This window comes from Sphingopyxis lindanitolerans (assembly GCF_002993885.1).
Taxonomy (GTDB): Bacteria; Pseudomonadota; Alphaproteobacteria; order Sphingomonadales; family Sphingomonadaceae; genus Sphingopyxis; species Sphingopyxis lindanitolerans.
In genome coordinates this window covers 3,509,266-3,531,727 of sequence record NZ_CM009578.1, presented here as the reverse complement: position 1 = coordinate 3,531,727, position 22,462 = coordinate 3,509,266, and the positions used below count along the sequence as shown (strand labels likewise).

At 65.2% G+C, this 22,462-nt stretch carries 22 protein-coding genes, 2 tRNA genes and 1 pseudogene; 16 read left to right on the top strand and 9 right to left on the bottom strand.

Going from position 1 to position 22,462, the window contains the following annotated elements; all coding sequences use genetic code 11:
* Positions 1-26: 26 nt before the first annotated feature.
* The 5 genes from CVO77_RS16770 (at position 27) to dinB (ending at position 4,054) form a co-directional block, all read left to right on the top strand.
* The gene (locus tag CVO77_RS16770; RefSeq protein WP_106000031.1) at positions 27-992 is read left to right on the top strand and encodes a sensor histidine kinase; all 966 of its coding nucleotides are present in this window, start codon (positions 27-29) and stop codon (positions 990-992) included.
* Positions 989-1,684: a response regulator transcription factor gene (locus tag CVO77_RS16765; RefSeq protein WP_106000030.1), complete on the top strand. Its 696-nt coding sequence runs from the start codon at positions 989-991 to the stop codon at positions 1,682-1,684. The genes CVO77_RS16770 and CVO77_RS16765 overlap by 4 nt, the downstream gene beginning before the upstream one ends.
* A 64-nt stretch (positions 1,685-1,748) precedes the next feature.
* On the top strand, positions 1,749-1,982 hold the full coding sequence (locus CVO77_RS16760) for a hypothetical protein (protein WP_106000029.1): 234 nt from the start codon (positions 1,749-1,751) through the stop codon (positions 1,980-1,982).
* A gap of 105 nt (positions 1,983-2,087) precedes the next feature.
* Entirely contained in the window at positions 2,088-2,867 is a 780-nt protein-coding gene (locus CVO77_RS16755; protein ID WP_106000028.1) for a hypothetical protein, read from the top strand.
* Between the two features lie 62 nt (positions 2,868-2,929).
* Entirely contained in the window at positions 2,930-4,054 is a 1,125-nt protein-coding gene (dinB, locus tag CVO77_RS16750; RefSeq protein WP_106000027.1) for a DNA polymerase IV, read from the top strand.
* A 34-nt stretch (positions 4,055-4,088) separates the two neighbouring features.
* On the opposite strand, the gene CVO77_RS16745 is transcribed toward dinB, so the two are convergent.
* Entirely contained in the window at positions 4,089-5,696 is a 1,608-nt protein-coding gene (locus CVO77_RS16745; RefSeq protein ID WP_106000026.1) for a peptide chain release factor 3, read from the bottom strand.
* Between the two features lie 77 nt (positions 5,697-5,773).
* Here CVO77_RS16745 and CVO77_RS16740 point away from each other — a divergent pair, with 77 nt between their 5' ends.
* Together CVO77_RS16740 and CVO77_RS16735 are read left to right on the top strand one after the other, a co-directional pair.
* Entirely contained in the window at positions 5,774-6,412 is a 639-nt protein-coding gene (locus CVO77_RS16740) for a hypothetical protein (RefSeq protein WP_106000025.1), read from the top strand.
* A gap of 325 nt (positions 6,413-6,737) precedes the next feature.
* Positions 6,738-7,541 carry an enoyl-CoA hydratase-related protein gene (locus CVO77_RS16735; RefSeq protein WP_106000024.1) on the top strand — a complete coding sequence of 268 codons (804 nt, stop codon included), beginning with the start codon at positions 6,738-6,740 and terminating at the stop codon, positions 7,539-7,541.
* A gap of 43 nt (positions 7,542-7,584) precedes the next feature.
* Here the strand turns inward: CVO77_RS16735 and CVO77_RS16730 are convergent, their stop codons facing one another.
* The 3 genes from CVO77_RS16730 to CVO77_RS16720 form a co-directional block, all read right to left on the bottom strand.
* Positions 7,585-8,187 (bottom strand): HD domain-containing protein, encoded by a 603-nt coding sequence (locus CVO77_RS16730; protein WP_106000023.1) that lies wholly within the window; start codon positions 8,185-8,187, stop codon positions 7,585-7,587.
* A gap of 324 nt (positions 8,188-8,511) precedes the next feature.
* Complete coding sequence (locus tag CVO77_RS16725) at positions 8,512-9,234, bottom strand: COG3904 family protein (RefSeq protein WP_242445988.1); 723 nt, start codon at positions 9,232-9,234, stop codon at positions 8,512-8,514.
* Positions 9,218-9,781 (bottom strand): hypothetical protein, encoded by a 564-nt coding sequence (locus CVO77_RS16720; RefSeq protein ID WP_106000906.1) that lies wholly within the window; start codon positions 9,779-9,781, stop codon positions 9,218-9,220. The genes CVO77_RS16725 and CVO77_RS16720 overlap by 17 nt, the downstream gene beginning before the upstream one ends.
* 151 nt (positions 9,782-9,932) lie before the next feature.
* Here CVO77_RS16720 and CVO77_RS16715 point away from each other — a divergent pair, with 151 nt between their 5' ends.
* Together CVO77_RS16715 and tnpB are read left to right on the top strand one after the other, a co-directional pair.
* Complete coding sequence (locus CVO77_RS16715; RefSeq protein ID WP_106000022.1) at positions 9,933-10,379, top strand: RrF2 family transcriptional regulator; 447 nt, start codon at positions 9,933-9,935, stop codon at positions 10,377-10,379.
* A 38-nt stretch (positions 10,380-10,417) separates the two neighbouring features.
* Positions 10,418-10,549: pseudogene (tnpB, locus tag CVO77_RS21955) on the top strand (IS66 family insertion sequence element accessory protein TnpB); the annotation flags it as partial.
* A 29-nt stretch (positions 10,550-10,578) separates the two neighbouring features.
* On the opposite strand, the gene rsgA reads toward tnpB, so the two are convergent.
* From rsgA to CVO77_RS16695, 3 genes are all read right to left on the bottom strand, one after another.
* On the bottom strand, positions 10,579-11,610 hold the full coding sequence (gene rsgA, locus CVO77_RS16710; RefSeq protein ID WP_338061523.1) for a ribosome small subunit-dependent GTPase A: 1,032 nt from the start codon (positions 11,608-11,610) through the stop codon (positions 10,579-10,581).
* Between the two features lie 474 nt (positions 11,611-12,084).
* Positions 12,085-12,160: transfer RNA gene (locus CVO77_RS16700), tRNA-Ala, on the bottom strand.
* 143 nt (positions 12,161-12,303) lie between these two features.
* Positions 12,304-12,627 (bottom strand): TIGR02300 family protein, encoded by a 324-nt coding sequence (locus CVO77_RS16695; RefSeq protein ID WP_106000019.1) that lies wholly within the window; start codon positions 12,625-12,627, stop codon positions 12,304-12,306.
* A gap of 125 nt (positions 12,628-12,752) precedes the next feature.
* Between CVO77_RS16695 and aroA the strand changes: the two genes are divergently transcribed.
* The 4 genes from aroA (at position 12,753) to CVO77_RS16675 (ending at position 17,462) form a co-directional block, all read left to right on the top strand.
* A complete protein-coding gene (gene aroA / locus CVO77_RS16690) occupies positions 12,753-14,081 on the top strand; it encodes a 3-phosphoshikimate 1-carboxyvinyltransferase (RefSeq protein ID WP_106000018.1) in 1,329 nt (442 codons plus the stop codon).
* Positions 14,078-14,707 (top strand): (d)CMP kinase, encoded by a 630-nt coding sequence (locus CVO77_RS16685; protein ID WP_106000017.1) that lies wholly within the window; start codon positions 14,078-14,080, stop codon positions 14,705-14,707. The genes aroA and CVO77_RS16685 overlap by 4 nt, the downstream gene beginning before the upstream one ends.
* 556 nt (positions 14,708-15,263) lie before the next feature.
* On the top strand, positions 15,264-16,976 hold the full coding sequence (gene rpsA / locus CVO77_RS16680; protein ID WP_106000016.1) for a 30S ribosomal protein S1: 1,713 nt from the start codon (positions 15,264-15,266) through the stop codon (positions 16,974-16,976).
* Positions 16,977-17,183: 207 nt separating this feature from the next.
* Positions 17,184-17,462 carry an integration host factor subunit beta gene (locus CVO77_RS16675; RefSeq protein WP_106000015.1) on the top strand — a complete coding sequence of 93 codons (279 nt, stop codon included), beginning with the start codon at positions 17,184-17,186 and terminating at the stop codon, positions 17,460-17,462.
* Positions 17,463-17,580: 118 nt separating this feature from the next.
* Here the strand turns inward: CVO77_RS16675 and CVO77_RS16670 are convergent, their stop codons facing one another.
* Positions 17,581-18,348, bottom strand: coding sequence for an ABC transporter permease (locus tag CVO77_RS16670; RefSeq protein WP_106000014.1), 768 nt, complete (start codon positions 18,346-18,348; stop codon positions 17,581-17,583).
* The gene (locus tag CVO77_RS16665) at positions 18,345-19,301 is read right to left on the bottom strand and encodes an ABC transporter ATP-binding protein (protein WP_106000013.1); all 957 of its coding nucleotides are present in this window, start codon (positions 19,299-19,301) and stop codon (positions 18,345-18,347) included. The genes CVO77_RS16670 and CVO77_RS16665 overlap by 4 nt, the downstream gene beginning before the upstream one ends.
* Positions 19,302-19,405: 104 nt before the next feature.
* Between CVO77_RS16665 and CVO77_RS16660 the strand changes: the two genes are divergently transcribed.
* The 3 genes from CVO77_RS16660 (at position 19,406) to CVO77_RS16650 (ending at position 22,443) form a co-directional block, all read left to right on the top strand.
* A tRNA-Leu gene (locus CVO77_RS16660) sits at positions 19,406-19,491 on the top strand.
* A 21-nt stretch (positions 19,492-19,512) separates the two neighbouring features.
* Positions 19,513-20,850, top strand: a complete 1,338-nt coding sequence (locus CVO77_RS16655) for an alpha/beta hydrolase family protein (protein WP_106000012.1) — start codon at positions 19,513-19,515, stop codon at positions 20,848-20,850.
* A 99-nt stretch (positions 20,851-20,949) separates the two neighbouring features.
* Positions 20,950-22,443, top strand: coding sequence for an ABC transporter substrate-binding protein (locus CVO77_RS16650; protein WP_106000011.1), 1,494 nt, complete (start codon positions 20,950-20,952; stop codon positions 22,441-22,443).
* Positions 22,444-22,462 lie beyond the last annotated feature (19 nt).

Genomic DNA, 22,462 nt, shown 5'->3' with positions numbered 1-22,462 from the left:
AGGCGGACCCACCAGCGCCACCCCTTATGCCGGCGAGCCTCGTTCAGAGCGCCTTGGAGTTCGGCTTGCCCGCCGGCTTTCAAAGCGCGCCGGTCCTCGCCGACCGCAATGCCTGGTATCTGCTGCAGGGCACGCTGTTCCTGATCGCACTCTTCACTTGTCTGCTCTTCATGGTGAGTTCGCGGCTGTCCGTGGACTTGCGGGAGAAGAACGAGAGTCTTTCACGCGAAGTGCAGGAACGACGGCGGCTCGAAAGTCATTTGAGCGCGAGCCTGGAGACCGAGCGCGCCCTGCGCGAGGAGCAGGCCGACCTCATGCGGATCGTCAGTCACGAATTCCGCACGCCGCTCGCCATCATTCGCAATGCCGCCGACATGATCGGCCTGGTCGGCGACCGATCGCCGACAGCGACGCGAGAGCGGCTCTCGGGGATAGGCGAAGCGCTCGATCGCCTGTTCTCCCTGATCGATCGATTCATGGCGGACGATCGCGTCCGCACCTACCAGCCCGAACCGATCCGGATCGGCTCCGTCATCGCGGACGTGGACAAGCATTTCGCGATGATGGGCTGCAGCGATCGGCTGGAGACCGTGGCCGATCGGGGCATCCTGTTCTTCGCCGACGCCGAGATGATGGTAACAATCCTCATCAACCTTGTTGATAATGCTCTCAAATATTCGCCTGACCACTGCCGGGTGAATATTGTGGTCCGGGAGGAGCGCGCTCGCCTCGTGATCGAGGTGCGCGATCGAGGCATGGGTATTCCCGAAAGGCAACGGGCCAAAGTGGGACGCCGTTTCTTTCGGGCCTCGAACGCCAAGTCTATCGCGGGAACCGGTCTGGGAATCTATTCCGCTCGCCGACTCCTGGCCTATCACGGCGCAACCGTGGATTTCGAACCTCACGGCGAAAGCGGCACCACGGCAGTCGTGCGCATCCCGCTAGCCGACGACCGGGGGCGCCAACCCCTTTGCGAAAGCGTGACGGCGTGACCCATATCCTGATCGTCGAGGATGAACTCCGCCTGCGCCAGGATCTCAGCGACTTCCTGGAATTGCGCGGTTTTGAAGTCACAGGGGCTGGCACGGCGCGGGACATGCGCGCAGCGCTCACGGATGGCCCTCTGCCCGCGGTCATCATCCTCGACGTGGGGCTCCCCGACGGAAACGGTTTCGATTTGACGAAGGAAATCCGCCAAAGTCACGATTGCGGCATCATCATGTTGACCGCCTTTGGTGACAGCGCCGATCGCGTTCGGGGTTTCGACAGCGGCGCCGACATCTATCTCGTCAAACACAGCTCATTGCGAGAGGTCGAGGCCGCCATCCGCAGCCTGCTGCGGCGAACCGGGAGTCTGGCGAGCGCTACGGATCGCGACAAGGGGCGGTGGATCCTCGATACCGCCAATTGGGCCATGATCACGCCAGACGGACAAGCGCTGAAGCTGACGGCGACCGAGTTCGCGTTCCTCCATATATTGTGCAAACGCCAGGGAGAGGTTTGTCCGCGCGACGAGCTCGTGACCGCGCTCGCCCGGCCCGGAGGGCATTTCGACAATCGCCATCTCGACGCCATCGTCAGCCGGTTGCGCCGCAAGCTCGAACGAACCACAAATATCCCGTCCGCCATCAAGGTCGTCTATGGCGTCGGCTATACCTTCACGGCGCACATCGCCATGGAATGAGCGCCGACATTCTTACGGTCATAGCGGTGCCTGCTACGGCGTCGTTGAAACGCTCAGGCAAGGCGTGCTCGGCGCAGCGCTCGCCAGTTCAACCGTGTCGCTCGCCGATGTCGCGGGCGCCCTGTTCGGGCCAAGGGGCGCCAGCCTGCTGTTGCTCGCGACGGCGGTCGTGCTGGTAAGCACATCCGCGTCGTTCGAGCAACGCGTAGTGCTGACCGTCGCGGGCGCGCTACTCGCCGCCGCCCTCTGGTGGGGCTGGCCGCCGCGCCGCGCTTCCCCCGCGGAAGCAACAGCGTGACCGGCGCGCCCACTTGTCAAAGGCCTGCCACCCAACTATCTCGCGCCCAACCCTCTCGCGGATATAGCCCCGGGCATCTTCACCAGCGGACGCCGCCACCAAAGATTGCATCAGCTGAGCCCTGTTCCAGCCACTCCCTACGTCGAACAGCTCAGCATCGGGGCGGGGCGACGCGCGCTCGCCATAGGCCTGGCCGTCCTGATCCCGGCGCTCCTGCTGCTCCTGCTGCTGACCTTTGGTTCGAAAAGGCCACCCGACAACAGCAAAGAGCGCGTCAGCATGGTGAGCCTCGAGGCCACCGAGATTGCGGAAGAAGCGCCCAAACCCAGCAACCCGGAGCGCGAGCGAAGCAAGGAGCGGCCCGTGCCGCCGCAGCCGGCGGCGGAGCAACCGCTGCCGCCGACACCGCTACCCCCACAAGTCACCGAACCCAAGACCGCGCCGACACCATCCCCGCCCGCCGAGCGGCCGCCATCGCCGGTGAATCCCCAAAGCGTCCTTCGCCCGCCCAGCGGGCGGGTTTATGGGCCGCCCGACACGGGAAGCCCCTCCTCCTCGCGCGATTCGCAGCAGGTGGGGACGGCGCCGAATGGCGAGCCGCTCTATGCGGCGGCCTGGTATCGCGAGCCGAGCGATGACGAGCTGCGCGGCTATTTGTCCACCGCCAGCGGGCCCGGCTGGGGCCTGATTGCCTGCCGCACGGCGCCCGATTATCGGGTCGAGGATTGCGTCGGGCTCGACGAATATCCGAACGGATCGCAGATCAATCGCGCGGTGCTCGCCGCGGCGTGGCAGTTCAAGGTGCGGCCTCCGCGCGTTGGCGGACGGCAATTGGTAGGCAGCTGGGTCAGAATCAGGATCGATTACGGCATGGGACGGCATTAGGGTCCGCAACAACCGCGCGCGCGAACGTTGAGAACATTACGGCAACATGCTAGCGTGTAGGCGTGGAAGACGCCGCAGACCCAGCACCCGAAGATGGCGCGGACGCCCCGGTCCGCAAGATCATCCATGTCGACATGGACGCCTTTTATGCGTCGGTCGAACAGCGCGACAATCCGGCCCTGCGCGGAAAGCCCGTCGCGGTCGGCGGCTCGTCGCGGCGCGGCGTGGTCGCCGCCGCCTCCTATGAAGCGCGCAAATTCGGCGTCCGCTCGGCGATGCCGAGCATCACCGCAAAGCGCCAATGCCCCGACCTCATCTTCGTGCCGCCGCGCTTCGACGCCTATCGCGACGTTTCGCACCAGATCCGTGCCGTCTTTCGCGACTATGCCGACGAGGTCGAACCTTTGTCGCTCGACGAAGCCTATCTCGACGTCAGCCGCGACAAGGCCGGGCTCGGCAGCGCAACCGCGACCGCGAAGCTGATCCGCGAGCGCATTCGCCGCGAAACCGGCCTCACCGCCTCCGCCGGGGTCTCCTACAACAAGTTCATCGCCAAACTGGCTTCGGACCAGAACAAGCCCGACGGGTTGACCATCATCCCGCCGGGCAAGGGCGCGGCCTTCGTCCAGACGCTGTCGATCCGGCGCTTCCACGGCATCGGCCCGGTGACCGCGGCGAAGATGGAGGGGTTCGGCATTTTTTCGGGCGCCGACCTTGCCGTAAAGGAGATGGAATGGCTCGCCGCGCATTTCGGCAACAGCGCCTTATGGCTCCACAATCTGGCGCGCGGGATCGACCATCGCCGCGTCAAGTCGAACCGGCCGCTGAAATCGCTCGGCGGCGAGCGCACCTTCTTCAACGACCTGATCGCCGACACCGAAATCCGCGAAGCGCTCGCGCATGTCTGCACCGTGGTGTGGGACCGCGCGGCGAAGCGCGGGGCGCGCGGGCGGACCGTGACGCTCAAGCTGCGCTACGCCGATTTCCGCACTATCACGCGCGCCAAATCGGTGCCCTTCGCGATCGCCGACGGCGCGGGCCTGCTGGCGGTGGGCGAAGCGATCCTCGCTCCGCTGCTTCCCACCGAACAGGGGATACGGTTGCTCGGCGTCACGCTGAGCAAGTTCGAGGGCGAGGAGGATGAGGAAGAAGCGGCGGGGCCGGACGACCTGCTGAGCCTGATCTAACCGTCGCCCCCGCGCAGGCGCGGGCGACGGTGTGTTACCCCGCGTTGGCGAACCGCCGCTCCTTGGTCGCGGTAAAGCGGATCGCCGGGTGGCGCTGGATGACATAGCTGACTTCCCACGCGTCCTTCGCCATGAACACCGGCGCGCTGTCGCGGTCGGTCGCGGAGGCGCCGCGGTGGTCGGCCTGAAACGCCTTCAGCGCCGCGGGATCGTCGCTCGCGACCCAGCGCGCGGTGTCCCACGGACTGGCCTCGAGCTTCGCGTCGACCTTATATTCGGCCTCGAGCCGACTGATCAGCACTTCCAATTGCAACTGGCCGACGACCCCGACGATCATGTTCGCGCCGATCTCGGGATAAAAGACCTGGATGATCCCCTCCTCGGCCATGTCGTCGAGCGCTTTTCGGAGCTGTTTGGTCTTGGTGGGATCGACGAGCGCGACGCGGCGCAACAGCTCGGGGGCGAAATTCGGCAGGCCGGTGATCGTGATGTCGGTACGTTCGGACAAGGTGTCGCCGACGCGCAAGGTGCCGTGGTTGGGGATGCCGATGATGTCGCCGGGAAAGGCCTCCTCGGCCATTTCGCGGTCCTGCGCGAGGAACAGCATCGGGCGGCTGATCGCGATCGCCTTGCCGGTGCCGCCCTGGATCAGCCGCATCCCGCGCTCGAACCTGCCCGAACAGAGCCGCATGAAGGCGATGCGGTCACGGTGCGCGGGGTTCATGTTCGCCTGCACCTTGAAGACGAAGCCGGTCACCGTCTCGTCGCCAGGCTGCACCGGCGCGGGCTCGGCGGGCTGCGGCTGCGGTCCCGGCGCGTGCATGGCGAGCGCCGCGAGCAGGTCGATGACGCCGAATTCCTTGAGCGCCGATCCGAAATAGACCGGGGTCAAATCGCCGTTCCGATAGGCGGCGGCATCGAAGGGCGCGTAGCAGGCCGAAGCAAGCTCGGTCTCTTCGGTAAGGCGCGCCAGCCCATCGCTGCTGAGTTCGGCGCCAAGCGCCGCATCGCCCAGCCCCGACACGCCGACGCGCCGTCCTTCATACATGCGCGAGGCGTCGCCGCCGGGCTTCATGATCGCCGGGTCGACGAGGTCGTAGATGCCCTCGAACTGCCCGCCCATGCCCGCGGGCCAGTTCATCGGGCAGACGTCGAGCGCGAGCCGGTCGGCGACCTCGTCGAGCAGTTCGAACGGCGGCAGGCCCTCGCGATCGACCTTGTTGATGAAGGTGATGATCGGCACCGAGCGCAGCCGGCACACCTCGAACAGCTTCAGCGTCTGCGGCTCGATGCCCTTCGCGGCGTCGATCACCATCACCGCGCTGTCGACCGCGGTCAGCGTGCGATAGGTATCCTCGCTGAAATCCTCGTGCCCCGGCGTGTCGAGCAGGTTGAAGACGAGCCCGGCATGTTCGAAGGTCATCACCGACGAGGTGACCGAAATCCCACGCTGCTGTTCGATCTTCATCCAGTCCGAGCGCGCGCGCCGCGCCGCGCCGCGCGCCTTGACCTCGCCCGCCATATGGATCGCGCCGCCCGCGACGAGCAATTTCTCGGTCAGCGTCGTCTTACCCGCGTCGGGGTGCGAGATGATGGCGAAGGTGCGGCGGTCGGGGTGCGTCTGGGGCGTGTTCTGGGACATGGCGCGGGCGGTTAGCAGGTGGCGGCAAATGTGGAAAGAGGCTGGCGCCCACGGCGCGGTGCGCGCATGACTGATCAATGCGCTCCCTTCTTCTCGTCGCCCTGCTGATCGCCGCCCCCGCCGCCGCGCAGGATTCGCCCTTCGTCGGCGAATACAGCCTCGCCGAAGGCCCCGATGTCGGCGGCGGGCTGCTCATCCGCAACGACGGCCGCTTCGAATATAGGCTCGCTGCAGGCGCGCTCGACGAGCGTGCCGAGGGTCGCTGGGAAGCCCGCGGCGACGGTATCTGCCTGACCACCGAGCCGAAACCCGTGCCGCCCGCGCTGAAGAAGGGCGCGCTGGCCGAGGTCGACGGCGCGATCCCGACGCTGCTCGTGACCTGGCCGAACGGCCAGGGCGTGCCCGGCGTCGATTTCACCATCGGCTTCGACAGCGGCGAGGCGATCGCGGATTACACCCAGGTCTATGGCTGGACGATGCCCGACAACGACAAGCGCATCCCGCGCTGGATCGAGGTCCGCGAGCCGATCTACAGCATCACCGCACCGCGCTTCGAATTGAACGAAGCCGATGGCGGCAAGCTGCGCGTCATCATCGAACCCAACGACATCGGCGTGGTCGATATGGAAGATGCTTGTCTCGAAACGACCGAGCGCGGAGTGGTGCTGCACCGGGTCGAAGGTGATATCAGGTTCAGGCGGCTGGGCGGGGATTAGAAAGGGCCACGACCCCTTTGGTGTGGAAAGCGGCGGTGGGTCTCCTAGGGGAAACCCAATAGACCGCATCCCCGAGCGAAGACGAGGGGCTCGTTCGAGCGGAGCGAGAACCGCGCGCCTCCGCTGCCTCGACTTCGCTCGGCAGAGCCCCTCGTCTTCGCTCGGGGATGCGGCTTCTATGACGGCTCGCCACGCTGATTGCGGCAACAACTGGTCACTAGCTGACAAACCGCACGCCCCACCCTTCCCCCTTGCACTCTCGCCGCAAATCGGCCAAATCTTTACGTGAACGTAAAGGTAAAGCACCCGCAAGAGGATATTCCCCATGACCGACGTCCCCAGCTTTGACACGATCAAGTTCGAGATCGCCGACCATGTCGCGACGATCACGCTCAACCGCCCCGAGCGGCTCAATTCGATGCCGCCCGCGATGGCCGACGATATTCGCGCCGCGCTCGATTATCTGCCGGTACTGGGCGCGCGCGCGCTGCTGATCACCGGCGAGGGGCGCGGTTTCTGCTCGGGCGCCGACCTTGCGGGCGACCGTAGCGGATCGGCGGTCGGCGGCGGCGCGAACAGCCGCAAGGCGCTGCGCAATCATTATAACCCGATGCTGCTCGCGATCGCCAATCTCGACATGCCCGTCGTCACCGCGGTCAATGGTCCGGCGGCCGGCGTCGGGTGCAGTTTCGCGCTGTCGGGCGACCTCACCATCGCGGGCAAGAGCGCCTATTTCCTCCAGGCCTTCGTCAACATCGGCCTGGTTCCCGACGGCGGATCGTCGTGGATATTGCCGCGCCTGATCGGCCTGCCGCGCGCGACGCAGATGATGATGCTGGGCGAGAAGATTTCGGGCGAGCAGGCCGCCGATTGGGGCATGGTCTATAAATGCGTCGAGGATGCGGACCTGCTGGCCGAGGCGAAGGCGTTGGCGCTGCGGCTGGCGAACGGCCCGACCGTCGCGCTCGGCACGATGCGCAAGATACTGCGCGAAGGCCTGTCGCAAAGCTATGCCCAGACGCTCGACGCCGAAGCGAAGGGCCAGTTCATCGCCGGCAACAGCGCCGACGCGATGGAGGGCATCCTTGCCTTTCAGGAGAAGCGCAAGACCGCGTTCAAGGGGGCGTAAGCAACAGGCGTCGCGCCCCCGCCTTCGCGGGGGCGACGATGGTCTATTCCGCCGCTTCCTCGACCATCACCTTCTTGTAGATGCTGGTGCGCGGATAGGCGCAGAGCCGTTTCACCATCGGCTCGAAAAATTCGAGCGGCAACGACTCATAATCGGGGTCGAACGCCGGCGCGTCATATTTCTCGCAGAATTCGGCGCAGGCCGCGGCGTAGGGGTGATCCGCGAACTGGTCCCGCATATCGCGGTCGAGCCCGATATAGTGGAAGAAATAATGGCCCTGGAAGATGCCGTGGTGCTGCACGATCCAGAGATTTTCTTCGGATAGAAAGGGTTTCAGGATCGCCGCCGCGACGTCGGGATGGTTGAAGGCGCCGAGCGTGTCGCCGATGTCGTGGAGCAACGCCATCACGACATATTCCTCGTCGCGCCCGTCGCGATGCGCGCGCGTCGCGGTCTGCAGGCAATGTTCGAGCCGGTCGACCGGGAACCCCCCATAATCACCGCCGAGCAATTTCAGATGGTCGAGGATGCGCGCACCGTTGTTCGGCGCGAATTCCTTCTGCTCGCGCGCAATGATGTTCCAGTCTTCCTGCGTCCCGTCGATCATCGACCGGAAGCTCGCATGTTCGTGTGTCATGTCGTTCATGGCAGCCTCTCCCAGGGTCAGGGCCCTTGTCGGAAGCAACTTATGTCATCCGTTCCAATTTGCAACGTTATAGCGGCGCAGTTCGCGGGCGTGAGGCAAAGGCGCGGCGGCATGTCGGCGCTCGCGCCCGCCGCTTCGCGGTCGAATGCGTTCGCCAGCAAGCGCCGCGATACACCCATGCGGATCAGATAATCGACGACGTCGAAGCTCTGCCGCGCCGCGCTGCTGGCCGACGGCTCGCTCCCCTCACTCGCATAGAAGCGCCCGACATCGCCGCCGACAACAGCATCCCGGTTATGGCGCCGATACCGGGCGGGCGCGCCGTCATTGGTTTCCGTTGTTGTTGGCAACATTATAGGTCTTGACCTCGGCCTGTGTCAGGCAGCGGCGCGTCGACTTGTCCTCGGCATTGGCAAGCGCCTTTTGCTGATACATCACTTCGGTCAACAGCTTGCGCGACACGCCCATGCGGATCAGGAAATCATTATCCTCGCTCGCAAGCAGTGCGGCATCCTGTTCGATATCGCCGATCAGTTCCTTGGTCGCATCGGTTCCCATCGCCACGCTATAGTCGATCGCCCCGCGGTCGCCGGTGCGGGTGAACATGTGGACGATGAACAGCCCGCCCGGGTCGATCACGCGCGGCTGGCCGCCCATGAAGACGAAATTGCACGCGCTGAAGCACGCCCAGCCCGACGGGATGCGCGTGACGAGGCCGAAGTTCGCACGGATTACCCGCCCCGCCGCATTGCCGGCGCGCGCGTCACCTCCCGGCGAGCGCAGCCATATTTCCTCGACGTCGGGATTGGCGGCGAGCGCGGCTTTCAACCGGTCGGGCAGTCCGGCATCGATCCGGCCCTCGGCCAGCAGCACCTTGGACCCGTTCTTGACGACAGGAGTCAATTGCATCGTCGGGTTCGCCGACCAGTCGGGGTTCAGCGGACAGGTCGGGTTCGCGGGGTCCATCCGGACCTTGGCGGCACCGGTCAGACCGGCGAGCAGCGCCGCCGCCAGCAGGACGCGCCCGGCCTTATGCGGCAAGAGCATAGCGCGCTTCGCCCGGCCGCTTGCACATTTTCTTGCTGACGCGCGTTTCCTCGCCCTCGACGATGACGATGTCGGTGACGTTCATGCAGCTCGTGCCATCGGCGAGCCGGTTCTTCGACGCCACCGTCGACGATCCGCTGACATTCTCGCGCGTCTCGCTGGTCCAGTTCGACGTCGCGCCGACGGCCTCGCCGCGCGTGATCTCCTCGGTCGCAGCGGCGGCCTGCACCTGTTCGGCAGGGTCCAGCCTGCACGCGATCGCATCGGTCAGCGTCCCGCTCACTTCGGAGATCGGCACATAGGAATAGACGCCGGCCTTGCTGGCCGCGTCGCCGACCGCGTCGCGGATCACGCCGCCCAATATGCCGCGCCCGATGCTGCTGCCCTTCTTGCCCTGCGGGCAGCCGCCATTGTCGTCGCTGCTCGGACTCGGCGCCGGACTGGGCGTCGCCACCTTGCGCAGGATACTGCCGAACTGCGCCTCGGCGGGCGTCACCGCCAGCATGCAGGCCGCCAGGACCGCCGGAACACCCCAAATTTTACGCATCATCGCCATACCCTCATCGCACCCGTTTCCGGGCCAGTGCGCGACCCCCTTGACACCGGTTCATGCCATCCGCTGTGATTTTCATCAACAGTGCAAGATAATCTCATCCAGACAGGTTGAATTAAGGCTGAATATGGCACACTAACCTGCCATGCTGTCGCAAAAGACCCGCTATACGATCCGCGCCTTCCAACATCTTGCCGATCATTGGGGCAAGGGGCAGGTGCAACTCGCGGATATTGCCGACGCGCAGAATATTCCGCCCAAATTCCTGACCGTCATCCTGTCGGAAATGGCGCGCGAGGGCCTGCTTATCTCGCAGCGCGGCCGCGACGGCGGCTATCAGCTCGCTTTGTCGCCGATCGACATCAGCTATGGCGACCTCGTCCGGTTGACGCGCGGGTCGCTCGCGCTCGTCCCCTGCGCCGCGCGCAACGCGCACGAGCATTGCAAGAATTGCCTGCCCGAATCCGAGTGTCGGCTGCGCAGCCTGATGCTGAAGGTGCGCGACGACACCGCGTCGATCCTCGATCGCATCACCCTCGCCGACCCGATCATGCTGGAACCCGTGTTCGAGAAGGACGAAGCGGCGGAATAGCGTCACTTCGTCAAAAGGGGTGTCGAATCGATTGACAGATTATAGCGGCGCCCCCCTATTCGAGCGTGATCTATGTCTTTGGAGCGACGCGCAGCGACCGGATCATGCTCATCAGATGGGACGGCCCCGACCTGTGCCTGATGCCCAAGAGGCTCGAGACGGACGGCTTCAAATGTTCCTGCACATTATCTGAACATCGCTATCGGCGCCGTTTCACATGGCGTGCAGCGCCGACGCTGTCCTCGCCTGCCAGTTTGCACCAGCGATCGAACCGCGCAGATGTCAGCGTGCCCTCGGCAATCGCGGCCCGGACGGCGCAGCCGGGCTCGCGGCCATGCGCGCAATCCGAGAAGCGGCAGCCCTGCGCCATCAGGATGAAGTCGTCGAAAACCTCTGATATTCCGGCGGTCGCGTCCGCCAGCTGCAGCTCGCGCATACCCGGTGTGTCGAGCAGCCAACCGCCCCGATCGAGCCGATGCATTTCGCGCACGGTGGTCGTGTGGCGCCCCGTGCCATCGCCGGCGCGGATCGCTTGGGTGGCGATATTGTCCGAACCCCGCAACGTGTTGACAAGCGTCGACTTGCCGACGCCCGAGGATCCGAGAAGCGCAACGGTTTCGCCCTTGCCGCACCATGCCGCGAGCCGCGCGACACTGGCGGGATCGCGGCCGTTGACGGTTTCGACGTGCAATCCCGGCTCGATCGCGCGTGCCGCCGCCGCGAAAGTTTCCGGGGTGTCCGTCAGATCGGTCTTGGTGAGAACCACGACCGGATCCACACCCACCTCGCGCGCCAGCACCAGGTAGCGCTCCAGCCGCGCGACGCTAAAATCCTGGTTGCACGACGCGACGATGAACAGCGTATCGACGTTGGCGGCGATCATCTGCTCCTTGCGTGGATCGCCCGGCGCGCGCCGCTTGAACAAGTTCTTCCGACCAAGGACGCGTATCGGCTCCAGTGTATCGCGGTCGATCAGCAGCCAGTCGCCGACCGTCGGATGATCGTCCGACGGTTGGGCACCGGGAATATAGGGTGAGATGAAACATTGCAGCCCCGCACCCGCGACGGCGATCTTGCCGCGATGGACGGCCATCACCCGGACGGGACGACATTGCTCGGCCTCCTCGCCCATGATCTGCTCGCTGAAATAGGCCTTCCAGCCGAGCGCTTCCAAGGTCTCATCGGTCGATTTCATAAAGGCTGCCGAAGCGTCTTTCTTTTCGGGGCCCACAAGCGACTTCCTGGTATCGGGCAACAGCCAGGCTCAGCGAATATGCTCAAGACGATAGGTAACAAAGGAGCTGAGAGTCGCGCGAGTCCGCGGAGCGATTTAGTTAAACGGCGCCGCGTCGGCCGTCGAACGAGCATGATTGGAGCACCGGCAAATGCGAGCACTGGCATGTGGTCCATCATATCGCCCAACAGCGCAATGCCCACGCTCATCGCGCCGCACGAATATGGCCTGTGGCTCGCGGGCGATATGCGCGAGGTCGGGATCGCAGCATCCGGCGCTGTCGGCCCGCGCCAGACATGTATCGCGAGGAAACCGAACAGCCCCGTCCAGCCGGGGAGTCGGGCCAATATTTCTGTCGCTGCGGCACGTCGCATCAGGGCGCTGTCTTGAGCCCAAAGCAGCGTAAAAATGTGGGGTCGCCTTGTCGGCGTCCAAATTTTCCAAGCGATTCCAATGTTTTATATCAAGAAATGGTGGAGCCTAGCGGGATCGAACCGCTGACCTCTACAATGCCATTGTAGCGCTCTCCCAGCTGAGCTAAGGCCCCATGCCATTTTCTAGGTCGCCCTGGGTGGTGCGACCGGGACGCCGCCTTTACCAGCGCGCGCCTGTTATGCAAGGGGCCAAATGCATCAGGTGATGCTTTTTTGACCCCTTCACGATCTCATGCCGCCCCATGCCCGCGGCGTGTCAGCTTTCGTCTTTGCCGTCGTCGCCGGTGTCGACGCCCAGATCGTCGTCGCCGCCGAGATCAACGTCGTTATCGGGCGAATCATTATCTTCGTCGACATCGACATCCAAATCCAGGTCTTCGCCGACGCTTTCTTCCTTGGGCGCCTTGCCGGGCTTTTCGACCTGCTCGAACGGCATTGGCTGCTTCGATTTCAGCACCGATTCCGGGATCCACGCATAGCCGCAATTGATGCAGCTGATCGGATCATCCTTGGTCAGATCATAGAATCGGGTGGCGCATTTCGGGCAGCTACGCTTCGCGCCCCATTCAGCCTTTACCATATATGCCTCGGAACCTTCTGGAAACAGGATAGAAATATCGGGAAAACGGCGGGACCTGTACAGCTATCCGCCAAATCGGCGTGCGCCTTGCCAGATTGTTTGGCCGCTGTCAAAAGCCGCACGCGATGACAGACCACAGCCCCAGCCCGCGCGCCTTTTCGGCTTCCGTTCCTCTTAGAGGTAAGATCGCGATTCCCGGCGACAAGAGCATTTCGCATCGGGCGCTGATGCTGTCGGCGCTCGCGGTCGGGACGAGCCGCGTTACCGGCCTGCTCGAAGGGCATGACGTGCTCGCCACCGCCGCCGCGATGCGCGCGATGGGCGCGACGATCGCACGCGGCGACAAGGGCGAATGGGTCATCGACGGCGTCGGCGTCGGCGGGCTGCTCCAGCCGCGCGAAGCGATCGAGATGGGGAACAGCGGCACCTCGACGCGCCTGCTGATGGGCCTTGTCGCGAGCCACCCGATCACCGTCACCTTCACCGGCGACGCCAGTCTCTCGGGCCGCCCGATGGGGCGCGTGATCGATCCGCTGTCGCAGATGGGCGCCGACATATCGGCTTCGCCCGGGGGCCGCCTGCCGCTGATGGTGCGCGGTCTCGCCCCCGCCATCCCCCTCGCCTATCGCCTGCCGATGGCCTCGGCGCAGGTGAAAAGCGCGGTATTGCTCGCCGGGCTCAACACGCCGGGCATCACCGAAGTGATCGAACCCGTGCCGACCCGCGACCACAGCGAGCGGATGCTGCGCGGCTTCGGTGCGGATCTGACCGTCGAGACCGATACCGACGGCACGCGCCACATCCGCCTGCGCGGCGAGGCCGAGCTCGTGCCCCAGACGATCGTCGTCCCCGGCGACCCCTCGTCGGCTGCCTTCTTCATCGTCGCCGCGCTGCTCGTTCCCGGATCGGACGTCCTCATCGCCAATGTCGGCCTCAACCCGACGCGCGCCGGGCTCGTCGACGTGCTGAAGGCGATGGGCGGCGATATCGAACTGATCGATGCCCGCGACGTGGGCGGCGAGCCCGTCGCCGACCTTCGTGTCCGTCACAGCCATCTCAAGGGCATCGCCGTCGACCCCGCGGTCGCGCCAAGCATGATCGACGAATATCCGATCCTCTTCGTTGCCGCCGCGCTCGCCGAAGGGCGCACCGTCACCACCGGCCTCGACGAGCTGCGCGTCAAGGAAAGCGACCGGCTGGCGGTCATGGCGACGGGCCTCGCCGCAATTGGCGCGCGGGTCGAGGAGAGCGAAGACGGGCTGATCATCGACGGCACCGGCGGCGACGCTCTCGCGGGCGGGGCCACCGTCGCCGGCCACCTCGATCACCGCATCTGCATGAGCTTCGCGATCGCCGGCCTCGTCAGCAAGGCGGCGGTGACGATCGACGACATGGCGCCGGTCGCGACGAGCTTTCCCAATTTCGAAACGCTGCTGGCGGACCTGCAACGATGATCATCGCGGTCGACGGCCCCACCGCGTCGGGCAAGGGCACGATCGCGCGCGCGCTCGCCGATCATTTCGGTCTGCCCGTGCTCGATACCGGGCTGCTCTATCGCGCGGTCGGCTATCAGACGCAGCTCAACCATGGCGACCCCGACAACGCCGCCGACGCGCTCGCCGCGTGCGATTTTGCGGCCAGCCTGCTCGCCGACCCAGCGCTCCGCTACGAAAGCACCGGCGGCCTTGCGAGCCGCGTGTCGATCCACCCCGCGGTTCGCGCCGCGCTGTTCCAGCGCCAGGTCGATTTCGCGAACCAGCCGGGCGGCGCGGTGCTCGACGGGCGCGATATCGGAACCGTGATCGCGCCGCACGCCGACGCCAAGCTGTTCGTCACGGCATCGGCCGAGGAGCGCGCGCGGCGGCGCCATGCCGAAATGCGCGCGCGCGGTGTCGAGGTCACCCGTGACGCGGTGCTCGCCGACATCCACGCCCGCGACGCCCGCGACACCGGCCGCGCCGACGCCCCACTGGCCCGCGCCGACGATGCGCTGTTGCTCGATAACAGCGCGCTCGACCGCGATGCCGCCATTGCCGCCGCGATCGCTTTCGTCGAGGGCAAGGTCGGGAAGCGCGGCTGAGCGAAATATTCGCGCAGAGGCGCAGAGGCGCAGAGATCGCAGAGGGTAAAGGGAAAAGGATTCACGCGGAGACGCGGAGACGCGGAGACTATGACTTGGGCCGATAGGCCCCTTCCTGCTCCACCTCATCGGGTTCCAGATAGGTTGCAGGACAAAGCCGCTTCGCGGCTGGCGCAATCTCTCCGCGTCTCCGCGTCTCCGCGTGAACCAAAATCCTCTGCGATCTCTGCGCCTCTGCGCGAATCCAACCTGCCGCCATTCGCAGGCATAGCCGGCCCGGCCGGCACGGGCTTTTTTCTTGCCGAAAACCCCCTTCGCGACTATAGGCGCGCCATCCGACGGGCGTTTCGCCGGTCGAGACATGGATGAACCGTCGCTTGAACCCAGGCGTCGGGCGTGACGAGACACCCTCGTCGCGCCCTTTTTGCTTTGCCCGTGTTTCGCTCCGCGATGGCTTTGAGGATGCTGCGCATCGCATTCGGCGCGCGCGGCGGATCGGCCACAAGACCAGCGGACCCAACCGCTTGGCCGGAACAATGAAGTAAGGACACTATCCATGGCCACTACGGCTTTCCCGACGCGCGACGATTTCGCCGCGATGCTCGACGAATCGCTTGGTGGTGCCGACGGCGGCTTTGAAGGCCGCGTCGTCAAGGGCACCGTTACCGCGATTGAAAATGATCTTGCCGTCATCGACATTGGTTTGAAGAGCGAAGGCCGCGTGCCGCTTCGCGAATTCGCCATGCCGGGGCAAAAATCCGACCTCAAGGTCGGTGACGAAGTCGAAGTCTATGTCGATCGCGTCGAAAACGCCAATGGCGAAACCATGCTGTCGCGCGACCGTGCTCGCCGCGAAGCCGCCTGGGACCGCCTCGAAGAAGAATTCAACAAGGAAGCCCGCGTCGAAGGCGTCATCTTCGGCCGCGTCAAGGGCGGCTTCACCGTCGACCTCGGCGGCGCCGTGGCGTTCCTTCCGGGTTCGCAGGTCGATATCCGCCCCGTGCGCGACGTCGGCCCGCTGATGGACCTGCCGCAGCCGTTCCAGATCCTCAAGATGGATCGCCGCCGCGGCAACATCGTCGTGTCGCGCCGCGCCATCCTCGAAGAAACGCGCGCCGAACAGCGCTCGGGCCTGATCCAGAACCTCGAAGAAGGTCAGATCATCGAAGGCGCCGTCAAGAACATCACCGACTATGGTGCGTTCGTCGACCTCGGCGGCATCGACGGTCTGCTCCATGTCACCGACATGAGCTACAAGCGCGTCAACCACCCGAGCGAAGTCATCAACATCGGTGACACGGTCAAGGTGCAGATCATCCGCATCAACCGCGACACGCAGCGCATCAGCCTCGGCATGAAGCAGCTCGAAAGCGATCCGTGGGAAGGCGTCGCCGCCAAATATCCGGTCGGGGCGAAGCTCAAGGGCACCGTCACGAACATCACCGATTATGGTGCGTTCGTCGAACTCGAGCCCGGCATCGAAGGCCTGGTCCACGTCAGCGAAATGTCGTGGGTCAAGAAGAACGTCCACCCCGGCAAGATCGTTTCGACCAGCCAGGAAGTCGACGTCATCGTCCTCGAGGTCGACAGCGACAAGCGCCGCATCTCGCTTGGCCTCAAGCAGGCCCAGTCGAACCCCTGGGGTGCTTTCGCCGAAACCCATCCGATCGGTTCGGTCGTCGAAGGCGAAGTCAAGAATGCGACTGAGTTCGGCCTGTTCGTCGGTCTGCCCGGCGACGTCGACGGCATGGTCCACATGTCGGACATCGCCTGGGGCATCTCGGGCGAGGAAGCGCTGCATCTCCACCGCAAGGGCGAGAATGTGCAGGTCATCGTTCTCGACGTCGATGTCGAAAAGGAACGCATCAGCCTCGGCATCAAGCAGCTTGAAAAGGGCGCTCCGGCGGTCGGCGGTGCCACCGCTGCCGCAGGTTCGCTGAAGAAGAGCGAGATCGTCACCGTCACCGTCCTCGAAGTCCGCGACAACGGCCTCGAAGTCCAGGCCGGCGACGATGGCGCCACCGGCTTCATCAAGCGCGCGGACCTTGGCCGCGACCGCGACGAACAGCGCGCCGAGCGCTATCAGGTCGGTCAGAAGTTCGATGCGATGGTCACCGGCTTCGACCGCTCGAAGAAGCCCAGCTTCTCGGTCAAGGCGCTGCAGATCGCCGAAGAGAAGCAGGCTGTCGCGCAATATGGCTCGTCGGATTCGGGTGCGTCGCTCGGCGACATCCTCGGCGAAGCGCTGAAGGCCGGCAAGAAGGACTGATAATTTCACGCCTTCGCCGTCAGGCAAAAGAAAAGGCCCGCAGAGTGTCCCTCTGCGGGCCTTTTTCTTTCGGTGATATATTTTGACCGAACAATGATTCATGTTACTCTCCGCGCCGCGTTGGGAGGGGTCCTCACGCAAATGGAGCCGGCAACGACCGGATGGCCTGCGCCCGTCGGGCGCGCGTGACAATATTAGGGGAAGCACATGATCCGGTCGGAACTGGTGCAAAAAATCGCGAGTGAAAACAGCGATCTGCGCCTTGAAGAGGTGGAACGCATCGTCGATGCCTTTTTTGATTCCATCGTGGACCAGCTCGCCACCGGCGGCCGGGTCGAGCTGCGCGGCTTCGGCGCCTTCTCGACGCGATCCCGCGAATCGCGCACCGGCCGCAATCCGCGCACCGGCGCTCCGGTCGCGGTGAACGCCAAAAGCGTGCCCTATTTCAAGCCCGGCAAGGAAATGCGCGAACGGCTGAACGACTGAGGTCGCGAAACGCCGCAACGTCACGAGCCGTCATTGCGAGCACAGCGAAGCAATCTCCAGCCCGATAGCTGGAGATTGCTTCGCTGTGCTCGCAATGACGATAGGGGCTAAACCAAAATCAATTCTTCAGCCGATACCCCGTGCGGAATATCCAGAAGATCACCGCCAGGCACAAGGTCAGGAACAGCGTGACCGCGCCCATGCTGACGCCGATGCCGACGTCGCCCTGCCCGAAAAAGGTCCAGCGGAACCCGCTGATCAGATAGACGACGGGGTTGAACAGCGTCACCGTGCGCCACGCCGCGGGCAGCATGTCGAGCGAATAGAAGGCGCCGCCCAAAAAGGTCAGCGGATAGACGACGAGCAGCGGGATCACCTGCAATTGTTCAAAGCTCTGCGCCCAGATACCGATGATGAAGCCGAACAGGCAAAAGGTCACCGCCATCAGGACCATGAACAGGGCCATCAGCAGCGGATGCGCGATCTCGACATCGACGAACAAATGCGCGGTGGCAAAGATGATCGCCCCGATGATCACCGATTTGGTCGCCGCGGCGCCGACGTACGCGATCAGCAGCTCCAAGGGCGACATCGGCGACGATAGCATCTCATAGATCGTCCCCGTCCATTTGGGCATATAGATGCCGAAACTCGCGTTGCTGATGCTTTCGGTGAACATCGTCAGCATCATCAGCCCCGGCACGATGAACGCGCCATAGGGGACGGTGCTGACATCGCTCATCCGGCTGCCGATCGCCGAGCCGAAGACGACGAAGTAGAGCGTCGTCGTGATCACCGGCAGCATCAGGCTGGTCCAGAACGTGCGCCCGAAGCGCGCCATCTCGAACAGGTAGATCGAACGGATACCGCGGACATTCTGGATCATGCGCGCTGCTCCGATGCTGGCTGGCCCGCCTTGGGTTCATGAACGAGCCCGACGAAAATATCCTCGAGCGAGCTTTGCCGGGTACGAAGATCCTTGAACGCGATACCAAGGTCGCTCATCCGCCGCAGCAGCGAGGGCACGCCCGTCGCCTCGGCATGGCTGTCGAATTCATAGACCAGCTCATGTCCCGCGTCCGCCAGTTCGAGCGCCCATTCGCCCAGCGCCTCGGGCACCGCCTCCAGCGGCTCGGCAAGATTGAGCGTCAGCGTCTTGCGCCCCAGCTTCTTGATCAGCGCTTCTTTCTCCTCGACCAGGATCAGCTTGCCCTTGCTGATCACCCCGACGCGGTCGGCCATCTCCTCGGCCTCCTCGATATAATGGGTGGTCAGGATGATCGTCACGCCGCGCTCACGCAAGGATCGCACCATGTTCCACATGTCGCGGCGCAGTTCGACATCGACGCCCGCGGTCGGTTCGTCGAGGAACAGGACTTCGGGCTCATGGCTCAGCGCCTTGGCGATCATCACGCGGCGCTTCATGCCGCCCGACAATTCCATGATCTTGCTGTTCCTTTTATCCCACAGCGACAGATCCTTCAGCAATTGCTCGATGAAGGCGGGATCGCGCGGCTTGCCGAACAGCCCGCGCGAGAAGTTGACCGTCGTGATCACCTTCTCGAACGAATCGGTGTGAAGCTCCTGCGGCACCAGTCCGATCATCGACCGCGCGGCGCGATAATCGCGGGCATGGTCGTGCCCGCCGACGGTTACTGTGCCGCTGCTGGCCGTCACGATGCCGCAGACGATGCTGATCAGCGTCGTCTTGCCCGCGCCGTTCGGCCCGAGCAGCGCGAAAATCTCGCCCTTGTTGATGCTGAGGTCGACGGCGACGAGCGCCTGGTGGCCGCTCTTATATGTCTTGCCGAGGCCGGAAATTTGAAGGACTGGAGTCATTCCACCGCGAATAGCCGAGCAGCCCGCCGCGGTGAAGCACCAACATGAAGCACCAAACAGCGCTTGACCTGTGCGGGCTCATCCGCTTGACGGGCGGCGCTCGTGCGGACGTGGCGGAATGGTAGACGCAGCAGACTTAAAATCTGCTATCCAATCGGGTGTATGGGTTCGAGTCCCATCGTCCGCACCAGCTTCTCCCCGGGACAGCGCCATGCCTAACCTCCCCATCCGCGCGCTCCGCCTCCTCGCTGCCGCCTTCGCTTTCGGCGCCATGACGTCGCCCGCCGCCGCCACGGACGCGAAGGACTGCGCCCCCGCCGCCTACCGCCTGCCCGACGGCGGCGTGATCGATCTCGCACCGTCGGACCCCGGCACGCTGCGCTGGCGGGGGCTCGACGGCGCGACCGGCAAACTCGTCGCGGCGGGCGGCGACTGGATCAGCCAGTTCGGCTGGACCGGCCGCCCCGACGGCATCCACGTGCGCCTCGACGACTGCGCGGCGGGCCGGATCACCTTCGACGGCAAGATCGCGCGGCGCATCGCGCTCGACGTTCAGGACACCGCCTTCACCAGCCACGATACGCGGCTCGTCGGCCGACTCGTCCTGCCGCCCGGCAAGGGGCCGGTGCCGGTCGTCATCCTGCTCCACGGCGCCGAATTCGATTCGGCGCGCGACACCAACAGCCTGCAACGCCTGCTGCCCGCCGCCGGGATCGGCGCCTTCGTCTATGACAAGCGCGGCACCGGCGCGTCGGGCGACGCCTATACCCAGGATTATTCGCTGCTTGCCGACGATGCCGCCGCGGCGCTCGCCGAGGCACGGCGCCTCGCGGGGACGCGCGGCGGACGCTTCGGTTTCCAGGGGCCGAGCCAGGGCGGCTGGGTCGCGCCGCTCGCGGCGACACGCACCGACATCGACTTCGTCATCATCAGCTTCGGGCTCGCGGTGTCGGTGGTCGACGAGGACCGCGAGGCGATCGCTTTCCAGATGGGACTCAAGGGCTATGGCCCCCAGGTCATCGCGAAGGCGCAGGAAATCGGCGACGCCGCGACCCGCGTGTTCGAAAGCGGCATGACCGACGGGATCGCCGAACTCGACGCGGTGCGCGCCCGCTATCGCGGCGAGCCCTGGTACAAGGATGTCTACGGCAATTACACGCACATCATCCTGGGCATGAGCGCCGAGGATATCCGGACCAAGGGCGCGCAGTTCCGTTTCCACACCCCCTTTCGCTACGACCCGATGCCGACGCTCCGCGCGGTGACGGCGCCGCAGCTCTGGGCGCTCGGCGGGATGGACATCGACGCCCCGTCGGCCGAGACCGCGCGGCGGCTGAAGACGCTGATCGCCGCCGGGCAGCCCATCACCCTCGCCCTCTTTCCCAAGGCCGAGCATGGGATGACGGAATTCGAGGAAGCGCCCGACGGCACGCGCCTGTCGACCCGCTACACCCCGGGCTATTTCCGCCTGCTCATCGACTTCGCGAAGGGCGGCGCGCTGGCGGGCCATTATGGCGACGCGGTCATGACGCGCCCGACCGGCGACTGAGCCAATCCGGCCGACGCGTTGGGCCTGGATGGCCGCGCCGCCTTCGGCCCTCGCAATGCCGATTCCAATTCCCGTCATCCCGCTCTAGGATGCGCCGCCATGCGCTTCCTTCGCCCCGCCGCCACCGCCCTGCTCGCTGCCTCCGCGACACTCGCGCTCGTCGGCTGCGGCCTGTTCGACACCGGCGGCCCGGTGAGAATCGCCGCGATCGGGCCGCTGAACACCGCCGCCAATCCGCTGAACGGCGAATTATCGGCGGCCAATGCGGCGCTGCTCGGCGCGTCGGCGCAGGGCCTGGTCAGCTTCGATGGCGAAGGACAGATCGACACCGGCCTCGCCGAACGCTGGACCGTCACCGCCGACGGGCGCAGCTATATCTTCCGTATCCACGAGGCCAAGTGGACGAACGGGCGCAAGGTGACGGCCAATGATGTCACCGCGGTGCTGCGCGCCTATCTCGCCCCCGCGAGCCGCCACCTGCTCAAGGCCGACTTTCCAGAGATCGAGACGATCAAGGCGATGACCGACAGCGTCATCGAAATCCGCCTGTCGGTGCCGCAGCCGAACATGCTCGACCTGCTCGCGCAGCCATCGATGGCGATCGTCTACAAGGGCATGGGCTGGGGCCCGATGCGGGTGCACAAAGTCGGCCGCGTGGTCCTGCTTTCACCCGCCCCCGACCCGCTGGCCGAAGATCCCGAAGCCGCCGCGGCGGCGGCCGAGGATCCCGCCGCGTCGATCGAACTGATCGGCACCTCGCCCGAAGGCGCGGTCGCGCGTTTCAAGAACGGCTATGCCGACGGCGTCATCGGCGGTCGCTTTTCGACCCTGCCCTATTTCGCCGCGACGAACATCGGCCGCTCGCGGCTGATCGTCGATCCCGCGCCTGGTCTCTTCGGCCTGGCCTTCACCCGCGCCGAAGGCTTTCTGGCGACCGACGCCAACCGCGACGCGCTGTCGCGCGCGATCCGGCGCCAGCGGCTCGTCGATGCCTTCGGGCTCACCGAATGGCAACCGCAGGAGGCGCTGCGCCCCGCCGTCTATCGCCGCGACGATGGCCCCGAGCCGCTCCTGCCCGCCTGGACCGCCGATGACGACGCCTCGCGCCAGATCCAGGCAAAGCGCGCCGTCGATGCCTGGCGCCACGCCGGACATACGATAGACCCGCTGCGCATCGCGGTGCCCGACACGCCGGGCGGGCGTATCCTGTTCGCCTATGTCGCCGCCGATTTCGCCGCGATCGGGCTGGACAGCAAACGCGTCGGCATGACCGCCGCGTCGGACCTGCGCCTGATCGACGAGGTCGCGCCGAACGACGATGCGCTGTGGGCGCTGCGCCACCTGTCGTGCCAGCCCGACACGCTCTGCAATCGCGATGCGCAGCAGCTCATCGACGCGGCGATGATCAATATCGACGCGGGCCAGCGCGCGGCGCAGGTCGGCGAGGCCGAAGCAGCGCTCGCGCGTTACGTCCCCTTCATTCCGCTCGCGACGCCGTTGCGCTGGTCGATCGCGTCGCCGCGACTGACCGGGCTGCGCGCCAACGCCCGCGCGGCGCACCCATTGAATCACCTGATTGCCTTACCTAAGTAATACAGTGGCGCTCGCTCCC

Coding starts and splice junctions, on each gene's coding strand:
- CVO77_RS16720 (WP_106000906.1), bottom strand. CDS start 9,781: ATGCGTAAAATTTGGGGTGTTCCGGCGGTCCTGGCGGCCTGCATGCTG.
- CVO77_RS16735 (WP_106000024.1), top strand. CDS start 6,738: ATGACCGACGTCCCCAGCTTTGACACGATCAAGTTCGAGATCGCCGAC.
- CVO77_RS16650 (WP_106000011.1), top strand. CDS start 20,950: ATGCGCTTCCTTCGCCCCGCCGCCACCGCCCTGCTCGCTGCCTCCGCG.
- CVO77_RS16675 (WP_106000015.1), top strand. CDS start 17,184: ATGATCCGGTCGGAACTGGTGCAAAAAATCGCGAGTGAAAACAGCGAT.
- CVO77_RS16670 (WP_106000014.1), bottom strand. CDS start 18,348: ATGATCCAGAATGTCCGCGGTATCCGTTCGATCTACCTGTTCGAGATG.
- CVO77_RS16695 (WP_106000019.1), bottom strand. CDS start 12,627: ATGGTAAAGGCTGAATGGGGCGCGAAGCGTAGCTGCCCGAAATGCGCC.
- CVO77_RS16725 (WP_242445988.1), bottom strand. CDS start 9,234: ATGCTCTTGCCGCATAAGGCCGGGCGCGTCCTGCTGGCGGCGGCGCTG.
- aroA (WP_106000018.1), top strand. CDS start 12,753: ATGACAGACCACAGCCCCAGCCCGCGCGCCTTTTCGGCTTCCGTTCCT.
- CVO77_RS16740 (WP_106000025.1), top strand. CDS start 5,774: ATGCGCTCCCTTCTTCTCGTCGCCCTGCTGATCGCCGCCCCCGCCGCC.
- CVO77_RS16655 (WP_106000012.1), top strand. CDS start 19,513: ATGCCTAACCTCCCCATCCGCGCGCTCCGCCTCCTCGCTGCCGCCTTC.
- rpsA (WP_106000016.1), top strand. CDS start 15,264: ATGGCCACTACGGCTTTCCCGACGCGCGACGATTTCGCCGCGATGCTC.
- CVO77_RS16730 (WP_106000023.1), bottom strand. CDS start 8,187: ATGAACGACATGACACACGAACATGCGAGCTTCCGGTCGATGATCGAC.
- CVO77_RS16665 (WP_106000013.1), bottom strand. CDS start 19,301: ATGACTCCAGTCCTTCAAATTTCCGGCCTCGGCAAGACATATAAGAGC.
- CVO77_RS16745 (WP_106000026.1), bottom strand. CDS start 5,696: ATGTCCCAGAACACGCCCCAGACGCACCCCGACCGCCGCACCTTCGCC.
- CVO77_RS16685 (WP_106000017.1), top strand. CDS start 14,078: ATGATCATCGCGGTCGACGGCCCCACCGCGTCGGGCAAGGGCACGATC.
- CVO77_RS16715 (WP_106000022.1), top strand. CDS start 9,933: ATGCTGTCGCAAAAGACCCGCTATACGATCCGCGCCTTCCAACATCTT.
- CVO77_RS16770 (WP_106000031.1), top strand. CDS start 27: ATGCCGGCGAGCCTCGTTCAGAGCGCCTTGGAGTTCGGCTTGCCCGCC.